Below are 19494 nucleotides of genomic sequence, written 5' to 3' on the forward strand. Positions count from 1 at the left end.
CGATGCGCGTTGCAATTATAGGAATGGGTACGGCAGGCGTCAGTATCTTAAGACAATTAGAGCAGCATTCATATTTTAAAGAACTAGAAATAGATGTGTATGATAATGCGAAAAATATGGGGCAAGGTGTGCCTTTTCAAAACGACAGTTCCCAATTATTAATCAACTTGCCGAGTAAAGACATGTCGTTGAATTTAAATGACCAAGAAGAATTTTATAAATGGTATGAAGACCAAGATGAATTTAAATTCGATAACGCTGCGTATTTGCCGAGATTTGTATTCGGCCATTACATGAAAAGCTATTTGGAACGTTTCAGCAATCAGTATGACAATATACATATCATTACTGAAAAAGCGACTGAAATGTTTTTAGAAAAAGGGTTTGAAAAGGATGCACAGATTCAATATTTTGTATGTACGAATCATCAGCACGAAGCATGCAGACAATATGACTATGTCTTCTTGACTGTCGGAACAATGTCGTATCATGATCCATACAAACTCAAGGGATTAAAAGGATTTATCAAATCACCGTATCCGACATATGAAACGCTGAATACAGTGAATGGCACAGATGATATCGCAGTTATCGGTACTGGATTATCCAGTTTAGATGTTATTCGTTATGTTGTTAAACATCATCCCAACTTGCCTTTAACAGCTGTAAGCAGAAAAGGAGAGTTGCCGAGTGTCAGAGGTGAAATGCCTGATATTACATTGAAATATGTAACAAAAGACAACTTTAACAATATTATCAAATCTCATTTCGGCGTGGTACCGTTAGAATCTGCTATCCATTTGTTTAAACAAGAGTGCGAAGAATTGAATATTCCGTTAGAACAATTAGTACATCGACGTGTCGGAGATCCGATCAAGGATTTAAAATATGATTTGGCGCATCCTGAAATCTTAAGTGTTTTCCAAAGTTTGTTAGAAACTATCAAAGAAAATATGAACTGGATTTGGAATAGTTTGAGCATCGAAGATCAAAAGATTTTCATGAAAGAATACATGCCGATACTTAAAGCTAATTCTAATCCGATGCCGCCGCGTACTGCGCGTTTATTGATTGAAGAGATTGAAAACGGTCATTTAATTATTAAAAAAGATTTAGCAGAAGTGACACAAGAAAATGATACGTTTATCTTCAAATATAATGATGATACCAAAACAGAACGATACAACGTTGTAATTAATGCGACAGGACCGCGCACACAACTTAAAGATCTAGATGAAGATGATGCATTCTTAATAGATATTGCGAATAGACAAATTGTTCAAGCGCACCCGATGGGCGGGATTCAAATTGTGCCGGAGACCAATCAAGTAATTAGTCCAAGATACGGGACTTTGCCGCATTTAATTGCGATCGGTCAAATCACTAATGGTATCAATCAAGCACGTAACGGTGTCAATATGATAGTGCGTCAATCTGTACAGGCTGTTGAGAGCCTGTATGAATATCATGCTGAAAACAGATAACAAATAAGTTAAAATTATTGTCATATAAAATAAAGTAAGCTATGATATTCTTATGAGCACGAAATACATGCTCGATCGATTCAGAAACAATTTCATAATATTCTTTCGGGGCAGGGTGAAATTCCCAACCGGCAGTAAATTATAAGCCTGCGACCTGTACTCATTTGATGAGTATGGCTGATCTAGTGGAAATCTAGAGCCGACAGTTAAAGTCTGGATGGGAGAAAGAATCAAGACGTCATTAAATATTAATTTTAATTGGTATTTAAGTGGGGTCTAGTTCGCTATACAGAAATCAGCTTTCTTACTATAGGGACTGGTCTGCTTAATTATCCAACGTTGATATATTCTAATCCGCTGCCTCTTTATTTGAGACAGCGGATTTTTTAATGAGGTGATTGTTTGAATCGTTTTTTACAATATGCTATACAATTAGCAAAAATGGCTGAAGGCCAAACAGGTGTTAACCCTGCAGTCGGTTCTGTGGTTGTCAAAGACGGCAAAATTGTCGGACTCGGCGCACATTTGAAGCAGGGAGAAAAACATGCTGAAGTACAAGCATTAGATATGGCTGGATATGCAGCAAAAGGTGCAACCATCTATGTATCTTTAGAACCTTGTACACATTTTGGATCCACGCCGCCGTGTGTTAATAAAATTATCGAAGCGGGGATTAAAAAAGTTGTCTATGCTATGAAAGACATTACTTTGGATTCTCCTGGAGATGATATTTTAGCAGCGGCAGGTATTGAAGTGGATTATCAGCATCAGCCTGAGGCAGAAGCAATGTATACAGACTTTTTTAAAGCTAAACAAGCACAAATACCAGAAGTAACATTAAAGGTAAGTGTAAGTTTGGATGGTAAACAAGCTACGGATGAGGGTCAAAGCAAATGGATTACCAATCCTGGCGTTAAACAAGAAGTGTTTTTGCAGCGTGCACGTCATGATGCAATTTTGACCGGTGCAGGTACTGTTGCTGCGGATAATCCGAGTTTAACGGTGAGGTTAGAAGGTGAACGCCAGCCCGTTCGCGTGATATTAGCACGCAGCGGTAATTTGGATTGGAACCAGAACATATTTCATGATCCGACTTCGCCCGTCTATGTATACACAGAAAATAACCAAATAAAAACAGATGAACTTCAATCTCACTTACAGGTGATTGTACTTGATGATTGTTCAATTAAAACTGTTTTAAAAGATTTATATAAGAAAGGTATCGGCTCAGTCTATGTTGAAGCCGGTCCTAAAGTGACTTCCCAATTTCTCCAATCGCAGTGTGTACAAACACTGATTATTTACTACGCCCCGAAAGTAATTGGAGGTTCTGGCGCTTATCAGTTTTATCAAACTGACAGCATTTTACCGCTGGAACAAGTTCCTCAATTTGAAATTGACCATTCTGAAATCATTGATCAAAATATCAAAGTTGTATTAAGAAAGAAGTGATTTCATGTTTACCGGTATTGTAGAAGAAATCGGTATGATTGATCGAATGACTACAGAACAAAATGTCATCAAAATGACGATAGCATGTCAAACTATCATAGAAGATATGCATATCGGTGATTCAATCAGTGTGAATGGTGCATGTTTAACAGTGACTTCCTTTGATTCATCTTCCTTTGATGTCAATGTCATTAAAGGAACCGAAGACAAAACTTATTTATCGCAGCTGACAAAAGGCAATCGTGTGAATTTAGAGCGTGCCATGCCCAGTCAAGGCAGGTTCGGCGGACATTTTGTATTAGGACATGTTGATGAAGTAGGGTCGATTATTAAAATCAGACCTTCTGCCAACTCTAACATCGTAACTGTACAATGTCCTGCATCGATTACAGATCAAATGGTTCAGCAAGGTTCTATCACTGTTGATGGAACAAGTTTGACGATTTTCAGACTTGACCATGGACAATTTGATATCCATTTGATTCCTGAAACTAAACGATCGACGGTTTTAGGTCAGAAACGTGTGGGCGATAAAGTTCATTTAGAAGCGGATATGTTATTTAAATATGTACAAAAAGCAATTTCAAATGACAAGTCGGAATTGACTAAAGAGAAACTTATGCAATTCGGCTTTTAGAGGAGTGTTGATAAATGCAATTTGATTCTATAGAAAGTGCTGTTGAAGCACTTAAACAAGGTGAAAGTATCATTGTTGTCGATAATGAAGATCGTGAAAATGAAGGTGATTTAGTTGCGATTACTGAATTAATGAATGATAATACCGTGAATTTTATGGCACAAGAAGGCCGCGGTTTAATTTGTGCGCCGATCTCACTATCATTAGCTAAATCATTGAATTTAGAGCCGATGGTTAAAGAAAATAGCGATGAGTTCGGTACTGCGTTTACTGAAAGCATCGACCATATTCATACTACAACAGGCATCAGTGCCGATGAACGAATGATGACAGCTCGTGCTTTGATTGATGAGAACAGTACTGCAAGCGACTTCAATCGACCAGGACATTTATTCCCGTTAATAGCAAGAACGGGAGGGGTGTTGGTTAGACAAGGCCATACAGAAGCAGCAGTAGATTTAGCTGAAATGACAGGTTCGAAACCTGCAGGGTTGATATGTGAAATTATGAATGAAGACGGCACAATGGCAAAAGGTGAACAGCTGCAAGCATTTAAAGAAAAACATCAGTTGAAAATGATTTCCATTGAAGCCTTGATCCATTACCGCAAAGTACACGAAACGCATATGCATGCTAAAGCAAAAGTTAAGATGCCGACAGATTTTGGTACGTTTGATATGTATGGCTTTGAATCGGATTATTCACATGATGAAATTGTGGCTATTGTAAAAGGCGATGTTCAAAATGTAGAAAATGTACGGATTCATTCCTCTTGTTTAACAGGCGATATTTTCCACAGTCAGAGATGCGACTGCGGAGCGCAATTAGAAGCAGCAATGAAATACATCAATGAGCATGGCGGTATGATTATTTATTTACCGCAAGAGGGCAGAGGAATCGGTTTAATCAATAAATTAAAAGCTTATGAATTGATTGAAAAAGGTTACGACACAGTCACTGCCAATTTAGCTTTAGGTTTTGATGAAGACTTGCGTGATTATTATCATGCGGCTGAAATTCTAAAACATTTCGACATAGAAAAAGTCAATTTACTCAGCAATAACCCAGAGAAATTCAAAGGTTTAAAACATTACGGAATTGACGTGGAAAAACGTATTGAACTGATTGTTCCTGAATGTGAACATAACCATGATTATATGCATACAAAGAAAATGAAAATGGGACATATGATTTAAGTAAAAGAATCAATCATTAAATAATTGGAGGAATTAATAATGAACTTTGAAGGAAAATTATTAGGACTGGATTTAAAAATCGGTATCGTTGTGAGCAGATTCAACGACTTTATTACAGGACGCTTATTAGAAGGTGCGAAAGATGTTTTAGTACGTCATGAAGTAGATGGCAACCAAATCGATGTGGCTTATGTGCCAGGTGCATTTGAAATTCCATTGGCAGCGAAAAAATTAGCTCAAACCGGAAAATACGATGCAGTAATTACATTAGGATGTGTCATCAGAGGGGCAACTTCTCACTATGATTATGTCTGCAACGAAGTAGCAAAAGGTGTATCTAAAGTAAGCGATACAAGCGGATTACCAGTCATTTTCGGTGTGTTAACAACTGAAACGATTGAACAAGCTGTTGAACGTGCTGGGACTAAAGCAGGTAATAAGGGTGCTGAAGCGGCTATGGCAGCAATTGAAATGGCTAACTTATTAAAATCAATTGAAGGCTGATATAAAAGATAATTGAATAGGATACAGCAACAAATGAAAAGCAAGGACGCGCGTCCTTGCTTTCTTTAATGATAATTGTGTCTTAATTATTTCTTCTTTAAACCTTTGAATAAGAAACTTAAACCGATACATACAGATAAGATGCCTGCACCTACAGCAAGTGTTCTTGGTTTTACAAATTCTTTCAATGCTAAATTCAAGTTTTGCGGTCTTTCTGCTAAACGGCGCATGAAGTAACCGAACCAATCTTCGCCGTAGGGTACATAGATACAGAAGTGGTAACCTTCATCTGCAATTTCATAGGCTAAGTCAGAGCGGAAGCCGTATAGCATTTGGAACTCGAATTTATCTCGATCGATATGATTGTCCTTCACAAACTGCTTTACATGATCGATGATTTTATCATCATGTGTCGCAATAGATGTTATATTCTTCGCACTTTTCAGTCTTTTTTCGATAAGACGAATGTAGTTTTCATCAATATCTTCTTTCGTTTGATAAGCAATCGACGCATTTTCCTTATAAGCACCTTTTACTAAACGCAAGCGGATATGTGGATAGTTTTCAATCATATTATCTGCAGAATATAAATATGCTTGAACTACAGTTCCGATATTGTCATATTCTTCAGATAATTTGTCCAATACATATAGAATATTGGAAAGCCCTGCAAACTTTTCAGTGTCGATATTAATATGGATATTGCCTAAATCTTTTGCTTTCGCAGCAATTTCTCTTAAATTCTCTTCAGCTAAGCCTAAATCGAATTCAGCCCCCAATTGACTGATTTTAACTGAAAGATGTGCTTTTAAATTGTTGTCGTAAATATTTTGAAGCACAGTTAAAATAATGTTTTTCTCTTTAAGACTTTGCTCCTTTGAATCTACAAATTCACCAAGACAATCGACAGTCACTGTAATCCCCTTATCGTTTAGTGTCTTGATTGTCTCAATGACTTCATCAATAGAATTGCCGACAACAACTTTGTTAGCCCCAAGTACAGGTCCGTATTTTCTAGCTGCATTGTTCAAAAAAGTGTTATTTGACAAACCTATAAAAAAATCTTTGACTAGTGACATGTAAATTCCTCCCATACAACTCTGTTTCAGTTAGTGTATCATGTTTCTTTAAGGTATGAAAACGTTAACAATATATAATAATACACATTATAATAAATAATTACATAATGAGGAGACAATGTAATTATGTTTTCTGTAGTTATTGTGCTTGAAATCTATTCAAAAATACTTCTTTCTTATTTTGGCGTGAGTTCTAAATAGATTTTAGATGTCAGCTTTTGATACAATAAAATAAACTAATTTTATTAGAAGGGTAGTCGTTGATATGTGGAAGTGGGAAACAGAAAGCGAAGCAAAAGGCGTTATAGTCATTGCTCATAATTTATTAGAACATACAGGCAGATATGCATATGTCATTACATCATTAAGACGTAACGGTTATCATGTCATCATGGGAGATTTGCCTGGACAAGGTCAGACATCAAGATCTAATAAAGGCCAAATCGACAACTTTGAAATTTATCACGAACATATCTTAGAGTGGCTAAGAATCGCGAGTGAATATAAGCTTCCGACATTCTTGATGGGCGTCGGTCTGGGCGGACTGATTACCTTGAATTTAATGGAGCGTACAGAACTGCCGATTGAAGGCATTATTTTAATTTCACCTTTAACAGCATTCCAAAAAAATGCTAAAACACGCAAAAACATGTTTACATCTAATATCGGTTCAAATGTTAAAGATATGCGCTTCAATCTAGGGATTGAACCCGAACATTTAACAAGAAATGAAGAAGTGATTAAAGAAACTAAAGAAGATGGATTGATGCTGACAAAAGTTTCATACCATTGGTACAAAGAAGTTGTAAATATAATGAAACAAACTATGGAACACTTAGAAGATATTCAAAGTATTCCAATGTGTCTGATGTATGGTACAGAGGATCAAATCGTAGATACAGAAACTATCATAGATATAAAGAAACGTGTTAAAACAGAAGAATTATATTTTAAAGCTTGGGAAGGTTTATATCATGAGATTCATAATGAGCCGGAACGTCCATTAGTAATGCGTTATGTCCTAAGTTACTTGAATAATAAAGTTAATGCATTAGGGTTTATTCCGAATGATATGGATGATCAAATTGAAATTTAAAAACGTTTGAGGTTGAGATATAAATTGTATCTTGACCTTTTTTTGATTCACATTGTAAAAATTTGTTCACTTGTATGAAGATTTTTGAGTTCAACACATTGCAATTATGCAATGAAGTTGGTATCTTTAATATGTGAAATATATCACATGAAGATATTCCATAATGGAGAGGGTAAGTAATATGAGTAATGTAAAAGCTAACAAAGTAGTTTTAGTAGGCGATGGTGCAGTAGGTTCTAGTTATGCATTCGCCATGGTAGCACAAGGTGTTGCTGATCAATTAGTCATCATCGACTTAGTTGAAGAAAAAGTAAGAGGTGACGTTTTAGATTTAAATCATGGTATGCCATACGGTGAATCACCAACTCTAGTTTCTGCAGGTACTTATGCTGACTGTTCAGATGCTGACTTAGTAGTCATCACTGCAGGCGCACCTCAAAAACCAGGTGAAACACGTTTAGATTTAGTCGAAAAAAATACTAAAATCTTCAAATCAATTGTAGGTCAAATCATGGACAGCGGTTTCGATGGTATTTTCTTAATTGCTGCAAACCCAGTTGACGTACTTACTTATGTCACTAAAAAAGTATCAGGCTTACCAAAAGAACGTGTTATCGGTTCTGGTACAATCTTAGATACTGCACGTTTCAAATATGAATTAGGTGCAGAATTCGGAGTTTCACCAGACAGCGTAAACGCAAGCATTATCGGTGAACACGGCGACTCTGAATTAGCAGTTTGGTCTCAAGCTAGCGTTGCTGGTCAAAACTTATATGATATTTTAAACAGCGATCCAGAAAGAGCAAAACGTATTGAAGAAATCTTCTTAAACACACGTGATGCTGCATACGACATCATCAAAGCTAAAGGTGCTACTTACTACGGTATCGCTATGGGCTTATTACACATTTCTAAAGCAATTTTACGCAACCAAAACATCGTATTAACTGTATCTAGTTATTTAGAAGGCGAATATGGTCAAAAAGATGTGTACATCGGTGTACCAACATTAGTTAACCGTGCCGGCGCTGTTAAAATTTATGAAACACCTTTAAATGAAAAAGAAACTGAAGAGTTCAATCACTCTGTAAGTGTATTAAAAGAAACAACTAAAAGTGTAGATAAATTATTCAACTAATTATATATAAAACAAGAGCCATTGCCGCTTTAACACGGTAATGGCTCTTGTTTTTTGATCTTTTTGTAGATTTCTTTGCTTCAATACTTGTTTATCGCTTCTCAATTGCACAAATATAGGGTGGATTATTTTGCTGATTAATAAATCCGTACTGCAATATATGTGCTTTTTGCTGATCGAAGTTTTGAAGATACTGAAAAACTGTCTCGCTTTCTACTTGTCCTTCCGGATGTCCTGGATAGATGACTAAGACAATAATGCCTTCTGTTGAAAGCATTTCGAATATCGCTTCAATTGCTTGAATCGTAGTTTCTGATGTCGTCACGATATGTTTATCGCCTTTTGGCAAATAGCCGAGATTAAAGATAGCCGCATCTACAGGCAAGTCAGCTGCTTTAATATATTGTGCAACGTTTTCATGACTATCATGAATCAATGTTGTATTATCGAAATCTGCGACTTTTTGTTTTGCTGATTCGATTGCTTCGACTTGGATATCAAACCCGTAAACATGTCCATTCGGAACATGCTGTGCTAAAAACAACGTGTCATGTCCGTTGCCGCATGTTGCGTCAATGACTGTACTCTTACTGTTGATATGAGACTGAATCAAAGACTTTGCAAACGGTAAAATACGTTCTACTATCATGATTGATGCGCTTCCTTTGCAGGTTGGTAGTGCTGTCCTTGTGCTGAATTTCTTCGTGCTAATTCAGCATCAATTGCATTCAATACTTCCCACTTATTAACACTCCACATAGGCCCGACCATCAAATCGATAGGGCCGTCGCCGGTAATTCGGTGGATAATCATTTCAGGCGGCAGTATTTCTAATTGGTCGCATACTAAGCTGACATATTCTTCTTGCGACATAAAGTTCAGCATGCCTTTTTCATATTGTTTGACCATAGGTGTTCCTTTAAGCAAGTGTAGCAAATGAATTTTAATTCCTTGTACATCCATTTGTGCGACTGTTTTAGCAGTTTCCATCATCATGTCGTAATCTTCGCCCGGCAGTCCGTTGATAATGTGCGAACATACATTAATGTTGTGCTTTCTTAATTTAGCCACACCATCGTAATACGTCTGCATGTCATGCGCGCGGTTGATTAAATCTGAAGTTTCTTGATGTACTGTCTGTAATCCAAGTTCTACCCATAAGTAAGTGCGTTCGTTTAAATCTGCTAAATATTCAACGACATCGTCCGGCAGACAGTCAGGTCTAGTTCCGATAGATAAACCGACAACACCTGGTTCTTTTAACACCGGTTCGAATTTTTCCTTTAAGACTTCTACTGGTGCATGAGTATTAGTAAAGGCTTGGAAGTATGCAATATACTTGCCTTCATACCATTTCTCATGCATACGTTCTTTGATTTCTTTGAATTGCACTTCGATAGGATCTGCACGATTGCCCGCGAAATCACCGCTGCCCGCAGCAGAACAGAATGTACAGCCGCCATGTGCAACAGTACCGTCTCTGTTAGGGCAATCGAAACCTCCATCCAATGCGACTTTAAAAATTTTATGTCCGAATTTATTTTTTAAATGGTAATTCCATGTATGATAGCGTTTATCTTCAAATGCATACGTAAAATATCGACCCATATGACATTTTCCTTTCTTAAATTAATCCATTGTAAGATTTTACCATAATTTAAGGTAACTTGTTGAGAAGAAAATCTGAATTAGGTCTTTTCTTAATATAGAAATTATAGTAAGATTGTCTGGTTGCAAAATCTAAGTACTTAATAAATAGACGTAAAATGTGTTTTCGCTTCGCTCATTTTGATGCGTAGGCGAAAATTTTTAATTGGCAAAAAAGCAGAGGTTAAAAACTTGAATCTGAAAAAAGAAAAGAGAAAGCAGGTGTATAAGTATGAACATGCCCAAATCAATTTGGTGGCTTGTTGTAGGAATGGCAATCAACATTATGGGTGCCAGTTTTTTATGGCCTTTAAATACAATTTATATGAGTCAGGAATTAGGTAAAAGCTTAACAACTGCCGGGTTAGTTTTGATGATTAATTCATTAGGGATGGTCATCGGCAACTTGCTTGGCGGTTTATTATTTGATAAGTTAGGCGGCTTTACAACAATTATCAGCGGCGCAGTTATTTGTTTATGCGCTACAACTTTATTAAACTTTTATCACGGCTGGCCGTTATATGCGGTGTGGCTTGTAATGTTAGGTTTCGGCGGGGGTGTAATCGTACCTGCGATTTATGCGATGGCCGGAGCAGTGTGGCCGAATGGCGGACGTCAAACCTTTAATGCGATTTACTTAGCACAAAATTTAGGTGTGGCCTTCGGCGCAGCCATGGCCGGCTATGTAGCAGAACTAAGTTTCAATTATATCTTTATCGCAAACTTATTAATGTATGTCGTGTTCTTTATTGTAGCTGTGACACAATTTAATGTACAATATCGCGGGAAAGTCAGAATCCCAGAGACGAATCAATGGGCGCAAAAGAAATATCGCAAACGCTTTGTTGCATTATTACTGTTATGTGTAATGTTTGCGATATGTTGGATTGCTTATATTCAATGGGAGAGTACGATTGCATCATTTACGCAGCAAATGAACATTTCATTATCGCAATATAGTGTATTATGGACTATCAACGGTATCATGATTTTAGTTGCACAACCTTTGATTTATCCTGTTATACGCTTATTAAGAGGCAATTTAAAGAAACAAATGTTTGTCGGTATTTGTATTTTTATTTTATCGTTCTTCGTTACAAGCTTTGCGCATCAATTCTCTGTCTTTGTAATCGGTATGATTATCCTGACATTAGGTGAGATGTTTGTATGGCCGGCTGTACCTACAATTGCGAACCAGTTGGCACCTGAAGGAAAACAAGGTGCATATCAAGGTATTGTCAATTCAGCGTCAACGGTCGGTAAAGCATTCGGTCCACTAATCGGCGGAATTTTAGTAGATAGTTTCAACATGCAAGTGATGTTCTTGTCAATGATGGGCTTATTAATCATTTCAATGTTCTTTTTATATATTTATGATAAACATTTAACGCCAAGTGAATTTGATATTTAAACAAGATATGGATACCATGTCTTGTTTTTTTGCACTTCTAAAGTATTTCATAACATATAATTGTTTATTAATAGTATTGTATTAAACGAGTTGAAGTGTTAAGCTACTTTTAGGAAATATTAATTACAACTTAGAGGTACACAACATGACAAAAACAACTGAAGAATTTAACAGCGACGTGCTGCATACGCCTTTAAAGATCAATAAAGGCGAAATCACACTGGATTTAGGTGTATATGAGTATCAATTTCAAAAGAAATTGAACTTGCAACATCCGGTTGAAAAACCATACTTTGCATTAAAAAGAATCGTAGACATTGTATTGAGTTTCACATTGATACTCATCACTTTGCCGATTATGATTTTATTTTCGATTATCATTTGTTTGGATAGTTTCGGCAGTCCGATTTATTCGCAGATGCGTGTGGGTAAAATGGGAAAACTGTTTAAAATATATAAATTAAGATCCATGAAGAAAAATGCGGAATCAAACGGCATGCAGTGGGCGGAGAAAGACGACCCGAGAATCACACGTGTCGGCCACTTTATCAGAAAAACAAGAATTGATGAATTGCCGCAATTATTTAACGTGTTAAAAGGCGAAATGAGTTTTATCGGTCCTAGACCTGAACGGGCTGAATTTGTGGAATTATTCAGTTCACAGTATCAAGGATTCGAACAACGCTGTTTAGTTTTGCCAGGTTTAAGCGGCTGGGCACAAGTTTGCGGCGGTTATGATTTAAAACCGAATGAAAAGCTGAAATACGATATGAGTTATATCCTCCATGCATCTATTCCTTTGGAGTTATTTATCGCATTCAAAACAATCGGTGTGTTATTCACAGGTTCTGGTTCTAGATAGCACTGGCAAAGTATTTAGGGCTTGCATTAAAGGTTAGAATAAAATATAGTTATAGATGTATATGGAGTAGTAATTTAAATTGCTTATCAAGAGAGCTGGTGGTCGGTGCGAACCAGTTTAGGAATTTAAGTGAACTTACCAACGAATAATATTAAGAATAAGTACAGCTCGAGCTATTATGTATGAGGTGCGTAGAAATACGAATGAAGGTGGTACCGCGGCGTCAGTCGTCCTTCATAAAGCAATCATAATAGTTTGAGTTGTATTTTTTTATTAGGAGGAAAGCAAAGTGAGTTTTAATCATCAAGAAATTGAAAAGAAATGGCAGAATTATTGGGCTGAACACAAAACGTTTAAAACTAGCGATAATTTAGGTCAAAAGAAATTTTATGCATTAGATATGTTCCCGTATCCATCAGGTGCAGGGTTGCACGTAGGACATCCTGAAGGTTACACAGCAACAGATATTATTTCACGCTACAAACGTATGCAAGGATATAATGTTCTTCATCCTATGGGATGGGACGCTTTCGGTTTGCCTGCTGAACAATATGCATTGAACACTGGTAATGACCCGCGTGAATTTACTAAAGAAAATATCAAAACATTCAAGCGTCAAATTCAAGAGCTCGGTTTCAGTTATGACTGGGACAGAGAAATCAGTACAACAGATCCTGATTATTATAAATGGACACAATGGATTTTCATTCAACTTTACAACAAAGGCTTAGCTTATGTGGATGAAGTTGCGGTGAACTGGTGTCCTGAACTTAAAGCGGTATTATCTAACGAAGAAGTTGTAGACGGTGTTTCTGAACGCGGAGGATATCCTGTTTATCGCCGTCCGATGAGACAATGGGTATTGCGTATTACTGAATATGCAGACCGTTTGCTTGAAGACTTAGATGACTTAGATTGGCCTGAATCTATCAAAGATATGCAACGTAACTGGATCGGCCGTTCTGAAGGTGCGAAAGTTACATTTGATATCGAAAATAATGATGGCAAAATCGACGTATTCACTACAAGACCGGATACAATTTACGGCGCAACTTTTGCGGTACTAAGTCCAGAACATGAATTAGTAGATCAAATTACAACAGAAGATCATAAAGCAGAAGTTGAAAATTATAAAAAAGAAGCATCTATGAAGTCTGATTTGGAACGTACAGACTTAGCAAAAGACAAAACTGGTGTATTTACAGGCGCATATGCGATTAATCCATTATCTGGCGAAAAACTTCCGATATGGATTGCGGATTATGTATTGTCTACTTATGGTACAGGGGCTGTAATGGCTGTACCGGCACATGATGAACGCGACTATGAATTCGCACAAAAATTCGACTTGCCGATTAAAGAAGTCATCGAAGGCGGAGATATTGTGAAAGAAGCCTATACAGGCGACGGCCCGCATATCAATTCAGGTGCATTAGATGGCTTAAACAATGCAGAAGCGATTCCTAAAGCTATCCAATTGCTTGAAGAAAGAGGTGCCGGCGAGAAAAAAGTCAATTTTAAATTACGCGACTGGTTATTCAGCCGTCAACGTTATTGGGGCGAACCTATTCCGATTATTCATTGGGAAGACGGTACAATGACAACGGTTCCGACAGAAGAATTACCATTGTTATTACCTGAAACTGATTCAATCGAACCTTCAGGTACAGGCGAATCACCACTTGCTAATATTGATGAGTTTGTGAATGTGGTTGATCCTAAAACAGGTATGAAAGGCCGCCGCGAAACAAATACTATGCCACAATGGGCAGGCAGCTGCTGGTATTATTTAAGATATATTGATCCGAAAAATGATGAAATGTTAGCAGACCCTGAAAAATTAAAACACTGGTTGCCGGTTGATTTATATATCGGCGGGGTAGAACATGCGGTACTTCACTTGCTTTACTCAAGATTCTGGCATAAAGTACTTTACGATTTAGGCGTTGTACCGACGAAAGAGCCATTCCAAAAATTATTCAACCAAGGTATGATTTTAGGTGAGGGTAATGAAAAAATGAGTAAATCTCGCGGCAACGTAGTCAACCCAGACGATATCGTACGTTCACACGGTGCAGACACATTACGCTTATACGAAATGTTCATGGGACCTTTAGATGCGGCAATCGCATGGAGCGAAAAAGGTTTAGACGGTTCTCGTCGTTTCTTAGACCGTGTCTGGAGATTGTTCGTAAATGAAGATGGCACACTATCTTCTAAAATTGTAGATAATGATGATAAATCATTACAAAAAGTATATAACCAAACTGTGAAAAAAGTAACAGAAGACTATGACACATTAAACTTCAACACTGCTATCAGTCAATTGATGGTATTCATTAACGAAGGCTACAAAGCTGATCAGCTTTACAAACCTTATGTTGAAGGATTTGTGAAAATGTTGTCACCGATTGCGCCGCATTTAGGTGAAGAATTATGGTCTAAACTTGGACATGATGAAACAATCAGTTACCAACCATGGCCAGATTTCGATGAATCATTACTTGTTGATGATGAAGTTGAAATTGTTGTCCAAGTCAACGGTAAAGTCAGAGCGAAAGTCTTCATTCCAAAAGATGCGTCAAAAGAAGAAATGGAAGACATTGCTTTAAAAAATGAAAATGTTAAATTAGATATAGGGGAAAAAGACATCAAGAAAGTCATCGCTGTTCCGCATAAATTAGTGAACATTGTAGCTAAATAATTAAGGAAGGTGATTAAGTGATGGAATCAATTACAACAGATGAACTTAAAAAGAAAATGCTAGAACATTCACCTGTTCATATTGTTGACGTCAGAGAAGATGAGGAAACAGCTACAGGTATTATTCCTGGAGCAACAACAATTCCGATGAATCAAATTCCTGACCATGTCAAAGACTTTAATGAAAATGATACGTACTATATTATTTGCGCAGGCGGTGTACGCAGTGCAAATGTAGTCAACTATCTTAAGGAACAAAACCCTAACATTCATGCTGTAAATGTAGAAGGCGGCATGAAAGCATGGGGCGACGAAGGTTTAGAAGTCGATAGTATTTAATAAGTTTTAACATAGTAATAGCCGAAACAGGGCACTTTATCAGTGTGCTGTTTCGGCTATTTTCATTGTGTGATGCATTACATTGTGCTGTTGTAGATGCCTGCGTTAAGACCCGAAACACGTCCGGTTACTAAAGCGCTGGTAATATTATAGCCGCCAGTATAACCGTGTATATCGAGTACTTCACCGCAAAGGAAAAGGCCAGGTGTAATTTTAGACATCATCGTATGCGGTTCGATTTCTTTAATAGAGACACCGCCGCCTGTGACAAATGCTTTTTCTATCGGCAAGGTACCATTTACAGTAAACGTAAATGTTTTGAACAGATGTGCGATTTCCAAGATTTGCTGATTAGAGATATGATGTCCGGTTGTGTCTTCAGCTACGCCGGCTTGTTCTAAAATAAAATTCAGATAGCGTTCTTCAATAATGCCGCGCAAGCTGTTCTTGATATATTTATCCGGAGCATCTTTAATTAATTTCTTAATGCGTGCTTGCACTTCATTTTCTTTTTTTTCAGGGAAGACATCAAGCTGCATTTTGATGTCTTGTCTCTTTTGAGACTTTTGTTCTTTGTATACAAATTGGCTGCAGCGTAAAGCAGCAGGTCCGCTGACGCCGAAGTGTGTGAAAATCATATCCATTTGATGGGTGATACGCGGTTTTTTATTTTTTCTTAATACAGATAAAGCGACATCTTTTAAGCTGAGGCCTTTGAGTGTCTTTCTGATTATAAAAGGTTCTTTAGAAGTAATCGGAACTTCTGTCGGAAAGAGTTCTGTAATGGTATGGCCTAAACTTTCCGCAAATGTATAGCCGTCACCTGTTGAACCTGTGTGCGGTACACTTGTGCCGCCTGTAGCGATAACCACTGATTTGGCTAAATAGTCGCGGTTATCTTGATCTGTAACGCTAAAGCTTCCATCATCGTTCTTTTGGATGTGTTTGACTGCTGTTTCTTCTTTAACTTCAACATGATTTTGAGCGAGTTCTTGAATCAAGGTATCCACGACATCTTGTGCACGGTTAGAAACCGGAAACATTCGGCCGTGATCTTCTTCTTTAAGTTTTACGCCTCTTGATTCAAAGAATTCTATAATAGACTCATTGTCGAAAACTGAAAAGGGGCTGTAAAGAAATTTTCCGTTGCCTGGAATATGACGGATAATTTCATCGTAGGGCAATCGGTTGGTGACATTGCATCTGCCTCCGCCTGAAATTTTCAGTTTTCTGCCGAGTCCTTTCTTCTTTTCTATCAGCAAAACCTTTTGTTTGTCTTGGCTTGCGGCTGCAGCTGACATTAAACCGCTGGGACCGCCGCCTATAATGATTGTTTGGTACATATCGATTATCACGCATTAAATTTAGCGTGATTACCTCCTTTGATTTGATTTGAAATAAGTATTTAGGTTATTGTGAATGCTTAGACTAGTATTCCGTTTACTTTCGTAAGATTATATGGCATAGTCTACTCTGTTGTTAAATTCTTTATAATATCTTTCCTGTTAACACAATTTTAAGCTATAATACTAATGAAAAAAAGTAACTGCTAATGAATGTTGGTAGTGGGATAAGATTAAATTAATTTTCAGATAGGAAGAGTGTTATGAATGAAAGTCAAGAATTAGTGAGAGGGACCTTTCTCTTAACAGTAAGTATTTTGATTACCAAAATACTGGGTGTGCTGTTCATTATACCGTTTTATGCAATTATCGGCGGTGAGGAGAATTTGGCCCCATTCAACTATGCATATGCACCTTACAACATTGCGATTGCTGTAGCAACCGCTGGTGTTCCGCTGGCTGCTTCTAAGTATGTAGCAAAGTATAATGCAATCGGTGCATATCATGTAAGTCAAAAGCTTTATAAATCAAGTTTTATTGTCATGTCGATCAGCGGTATTATCGGGTTTATTATCTTATATACTTTATCTCCGTTTATCGCTAATGTCACATTGGCACATAAATCAAACGTAAAAGGCGGATGGACTGTTGATGATATTACATGGATTATCCGTATTATCAGTACAGTTGTTATCTTTATTCCGCTATTAGCGACTTGGCGAGGGGTATTCCAAGGTTTCAAATCTATGGGTCCTACAGCTGTTTCAGAGGTAACTGAACAAGTAGCTAGAATTATCTTTATTTTAGGCGGCAGCTATGTTGTCTTGCACGTGATGAACGGTACAGTCTTAATGGCCAATGGTGTAGCTACATTTGCGGCAGCAATCGGTGCAATTGTAGGTATCTTTACACTATGGTATTATTGGCGCAAGCGTAAACCATATATAGATGAAATGGTTGCGTCTGACACAACCGGTTTGGATGTTCCGTATTCAAAAATGTATAAAGAAATTATTTCGTATAGTATTCCTTTTGTTATTGTCAGCTTAAACTTCCCGCTCTTCAACATTGTGGATCAGCTGACACATAACAATGCTTTAGGCATTGCAGGCGTACCTCAGCAATTACACGACTATTTCTTTACAATATTAAATATGACAACAAACAAAATTGTGATGATCCCCACTTCATTAGCAGCAGGCTTTGCGATCAGTTTGATTCCTTATATTACAAAGACATATGAATCAGGCGAACTGAGCGAAATGCACAGACAAATCAGAACATCGCTTGGTGTCTTAATGTTTATTACAGTTCCTGCAAGTTTAGGGATTATGGCGTTAGCCTCTCCGTTATATACTGTGTTCTACAGTAATAACTTTGACGGCAGCCGTTTGTTATTCTTCTATGCACCCGTGGCAATGCTGATATCTTTATTAAGTATTACTGCATCTATGCTGCAAGGTATAGATAAACAGAAACTGACAGTATTCGTTATTTTAGCGGCAGTTGTAGTGAAAATTGTATTAAACTTCCCGCTTATTGTTATGTTCCATACAGCAGGTGCAGTACTAAGTACGGGTATCGCTTTATTATTCGCGAACATCTGCAACTTCTATATCTTGAAGAAATATGCGAAGTTCACATTTACAGAAACTTGGATTCAATTTGCGAAAATCTTTATCTACGGCTTCATCATGATGATTTGTGTCGAAATCGGTTATTGGTTGATGCAAATGGTTGTATCGCCGCAAACAAAATTCGGCAGTTTAATTATTTTAATCGTAGGAGTTGTGATTGGTATGGCAGTTTATGGTGGTATCACGCTGAAAACAAGACTTGCGGATCAATTCCTTGGTGAATTGCCAAGCAAATTACGCAGAAAGTTGAGAATCTCATAATGAGATTAGATAAATTCTTATCAAATATGGGTGCAGGTACACGCAGCGAGGTCAAACAACTGTTAAAGAAAAATGCAGTGATGGTCAATGGAAAGAAAGAAAAACAAAGCAAGCGTCAAATCGATCCAGAAGCGGATGAAATCAGCGTAAACGGTGAAGTCATTGCTTATATTGATAAAATCTATTTAATGCTGAACAAACCTGCCGGCTATGTTTCTGCGGTTGAGGATGCAGAACATAATACAGTCATTAGCTTGATTGAACAATATCAATATTTAGACCTTTTTCCTGTTGGAAGATTAGATAAAGATACAGAAGGGTTGTTGTTGATTACAAACGATGGGCAATTCAACCACGATGTAATGAGTCCGAATAAGCATGTTTCAAAAGTATATCAAGTCCAAGCAGCACAACCAGTGACGCAAGATGATGTACAAAGATTCAAAGAAGGTATAGAATTATCGGATGGTAAAGTCAAACCGGCAAAACTCGAAATAACAGAAGATCCTCAAATTGTATTTGTAACAATTCATGAAGGTCGCTACCATCAAGTAAAAAGGATGTTTCATGCGATTGATAATGAGGTAACTAAGTTAAAGCGAGTTAAAATCGGAAATTTAAAACTAGATGATAATCTGTTAAAAGGCGAGTATCGCGAATTAACCGAAACAGAATTGGAATTAGTTAAAAGCTAAAATTTTAAAA

At 37.2% G+C, this 19494-nt stretch carries 17 protein-coding genes and 1 riboswitch; of the genes, 13 read left to right on the plus strand and 4 right to left on the minus strand.

Going from position 1 to position 19494, the window contains the following annotated elements:
• The first annotated feature begins 2 nt into the window (after positions 1-2).
• The 5 genes from MUA90_RS06180 to ribE all read left to right on the plus strand — a co-directional run bounded on the left by MUA90_RS06180 (position 3) and on the right by ribE (position 5273).
• Positions 3-1484, plus strand: coding sequence for an FAD/NAD(P)-binding protein (locus MUA90_RS06180; RefSeq protein ID WP_262588699.1), 1482 nt, complete (start codon positions 3-5; stop codon positions 1482-1484).
• A gap of 97 nt (positions 1485-1581) precedes the next feature.
• A riboswitch (FMN riboswitch) is annotated at positions 1582-1717 on the plus strand.
• 169 nt (positions 1718-1886) lie between these two features.
• On the plus strand, positions 1887-2936 hold the full coding sequence (gene ribD / locus MUA90_RS06185) for a bifunctional diaminohydroxyphosphoribosylaminopyrimidine deaminase/5-amino-6-(5-phosphoribosylamino)uracil reductase RibD (protein WP_262588700.1): 1050 nt from the start codon (positions 1887-1889) through the stop codon (positions 2934-2936).
• Positions 2937-2940: 4 nt separating this feature from the next.
• Complete coding sequence (locus tag MUA90_RS06190) at positions 2941-3573, plus strand: riboflavin synthase (RefSeq protein ID WP_262588701.1); 633 nt, start codon at positions 2941-2943, stop codon at positions 3571-3573.
• A 14-nt stretch (positions 3574-3587) separates the two neighbouring features.
• Positions 3588-4769, plus strand: coding sequence for a 3,4-dihydroxy-2-butanone-4-phosphate synthase (ribB, locus tag MUA90_RS06195; RefSeq protein ID WP_114603112.1), 1182 nt, complete (start codon positions 3588-3590; stop codon positions 4767-4769).
• Positions 4770-4808: 39 nt separating this feature from the next.
• Positions 4809-5273 carry a 6,7-dimethyl-8-ribityllumazine synthase gene (gene ribE / locus MUA90_RS06200; RefSeq protein WP_262588702.1) on the plus strand — a complete coding sequence of 155 codons (465 nt, stop codon included), beginning with the start codon at positions 4809-4811 and terminating at the stop codon, positions 5271-5273.
• A gap of 86 nt (positions 5274-5359) precedes the next feature.
• Here the strand turns inward: ribE and MUA90_RS06205 are convergent, their stop codons facing one another.
• Positions 5360-6352: a proline dehydrogenase family protein gene (locus tag MUA90_RS06205; protein WP_262588703.1), complete on the minus strand. Its 993-nt coding sequence runs from the start codon at positions 6350-6352 to the stop codon at positions 5360-5362.
• A gap of 265 nt (positions 6353-6617) precedes the next feature.
• On the opposite strand from MUA90_RS06205, the gene MUA90_RS06210 reads away from it, so the two are divergent.
• Complete coding sequence (locus tag MUA90_RS06210) at positions 6618-7448, plus strand: alpha/beta fold hydrolase (protein WP_262588704.1); 831 nt, start codon at positions 6618-6620, stop codon at positions 7446-7448.
• A 181-nt stretch (positions 7449-7629) separates the two neighbouring features.
• A complete protein-coding gene (locus MUA90_RS06215; RefSeq protein ID WP_262588705.1) occupies positions 7630-8586 on the plus strand; it encodes an L-lactate dehydrogenase in 957 nt (318 codons plus the stop codon).
• Between the two features lie 91 nt (positions 8587-8677).
• Here the strand turns inward: MUA90_RS06215 and MUA90_RS06220 are convergent, their stop codons facing one another.
• Together MUA90_RS06220 and MUA90_RS06225 are read right to left on the minus strand one after the other, a co-directional pair.
• Complete coding sequence (locus MUA90_RS06220) at positions 8678-9235, minus strand: tRNA 5-(aminomethyl)-2-thiouridylate-methyltransferase MnmM (protein WP_262588706.1); 558 nt, start codon at positions 9233-9235, stop codon at positions 8678-8680.
• A complete protein-coding gene (locus MUA90_RS06225; protein ID WP_262588707.1) occupies positions 9232-10194 on the minus strand; it encodes a tRNA modification radical SAM protein MnmL/YtqA in 963 nt (320 codons plus the stop codon). Before MUA90_RS06225 ends, MUA90_RS06220 begins: the two co-directional genes overlap by 4 nt.
• 271 nt (positions 10195-10465) lie before the next feature.
• Between MUA90_RS06225 and MUA90_RS06230 the strand changes: the two genes are divergently transcribed.
• The 4 genes from MUA90_RS06230 to MUA90_RS06245 all read left to right on the plus strand — a co-directional run bounded on the left by MUA90_RS06230 (position 10466) and on the right by MUA90_RS06245 (position 15548).
• Positions 10466-11644, plus strand: coding sequence for an MDR family MFS transporter (locus MUA90_RS06230; RefSeq protein ID WP_262588708.1), 1179 nt, complete (start codon positions 10466-10468; stop codon positions 11642-11644).
• A 145-nt stretch (positions 11645-11789) separates the two neighbouring features.
• Entirely contained in the window at positions 11790-12506 is a 717-nt protein-coding gene (locus tag MUA90_RS06235; protein ID WP_262588709.1) for a sugar transferase, read from the plus strand.
• A gap of 289 nt (positions 12507-12795) precedes the next feature.
• On the plus strand, positions 12796-15210 hold the full coding sequence (gene leuS, locus MUA90_RS06240) for a leucine--tRNA ligase (RefSeq protein ID WP_262588710.1): 2415 nt from the start codon (positions 12796-12798) through the stop codon (positions 15208-15210).
• Positions 15211-15230: 20 nt separating this feature from the next.
• Positions 15231-15548, plus strand: a complete 318-nt coding sequence (locus MUA90_RS06245; RefSeq protein ID WP_114603126.1) for a rhodanese-like domain-containing protein — start codon at positions 15231-15233, stop codon at positions 15546-15548.
• Between the two features lie 77 nt (positions 15549-15625).
• On the opposite strand, the gene MUA90_RS06250 is transcribed toward MUA90_RS06245, so the two are convergent.
• Positions 15626-16891: a BaiN/RdsA family NAD(P)/FAD-dependent oxidoreductase gene (locus MUA90_RS06250; protein ID WP_262588711.1), complete on the minus strand. Its 1266-nt coding sequence runs from the start codon at positions 16889-16891 to the stop codon at positions 15626-15628.
• Between the two features lie 263 nt (positions 16892-17154).
• Between MUA90_RS06250 and MUA90_RS06255 the strand changes: the two genes are divergently transcribed.
• Together MUA90_RS06255 and MUA90_RS06260 are read left to right on the plus strand one after the other, a co-directional pair.
• Positions 17155-18789 (plus strand): putative polysaccharide biosynthesis protein, encoded by a 1635-nt coding sequence (locus MUA90_RS06255; RefSeq protein ID WP_262588712.1) that lies wholly within the window; start codon positions 17155-17157, stop codon positions 18787-18789.
• Positions 18789-19484: a pseudouridine synthase gene (locus MUA90_RS06260; RefSeq protein ID WP_262588713.1), complete on the plus strand. Its 696-nt coding sequence runs from the start codon at positions 18789-18791 to the stop codon at positions 19482-19484. The genes MUA90_RS06255 and MUA90_RS06260 overlap by 1 nt, the downstream gene beginning before the upstream one ends.
• Positions 19485-19494 lie beyond the last annotated feature (10 nt).

Source organism: Staphylococcus sp. IVB6181 (assembly GCF_025561445.1).
GTDB lineage: Bacteria > Bacillota > Bacilli > Staphylococcales > Staphylococcaceae > Staphylococcus > Staphylococcus simulans_B.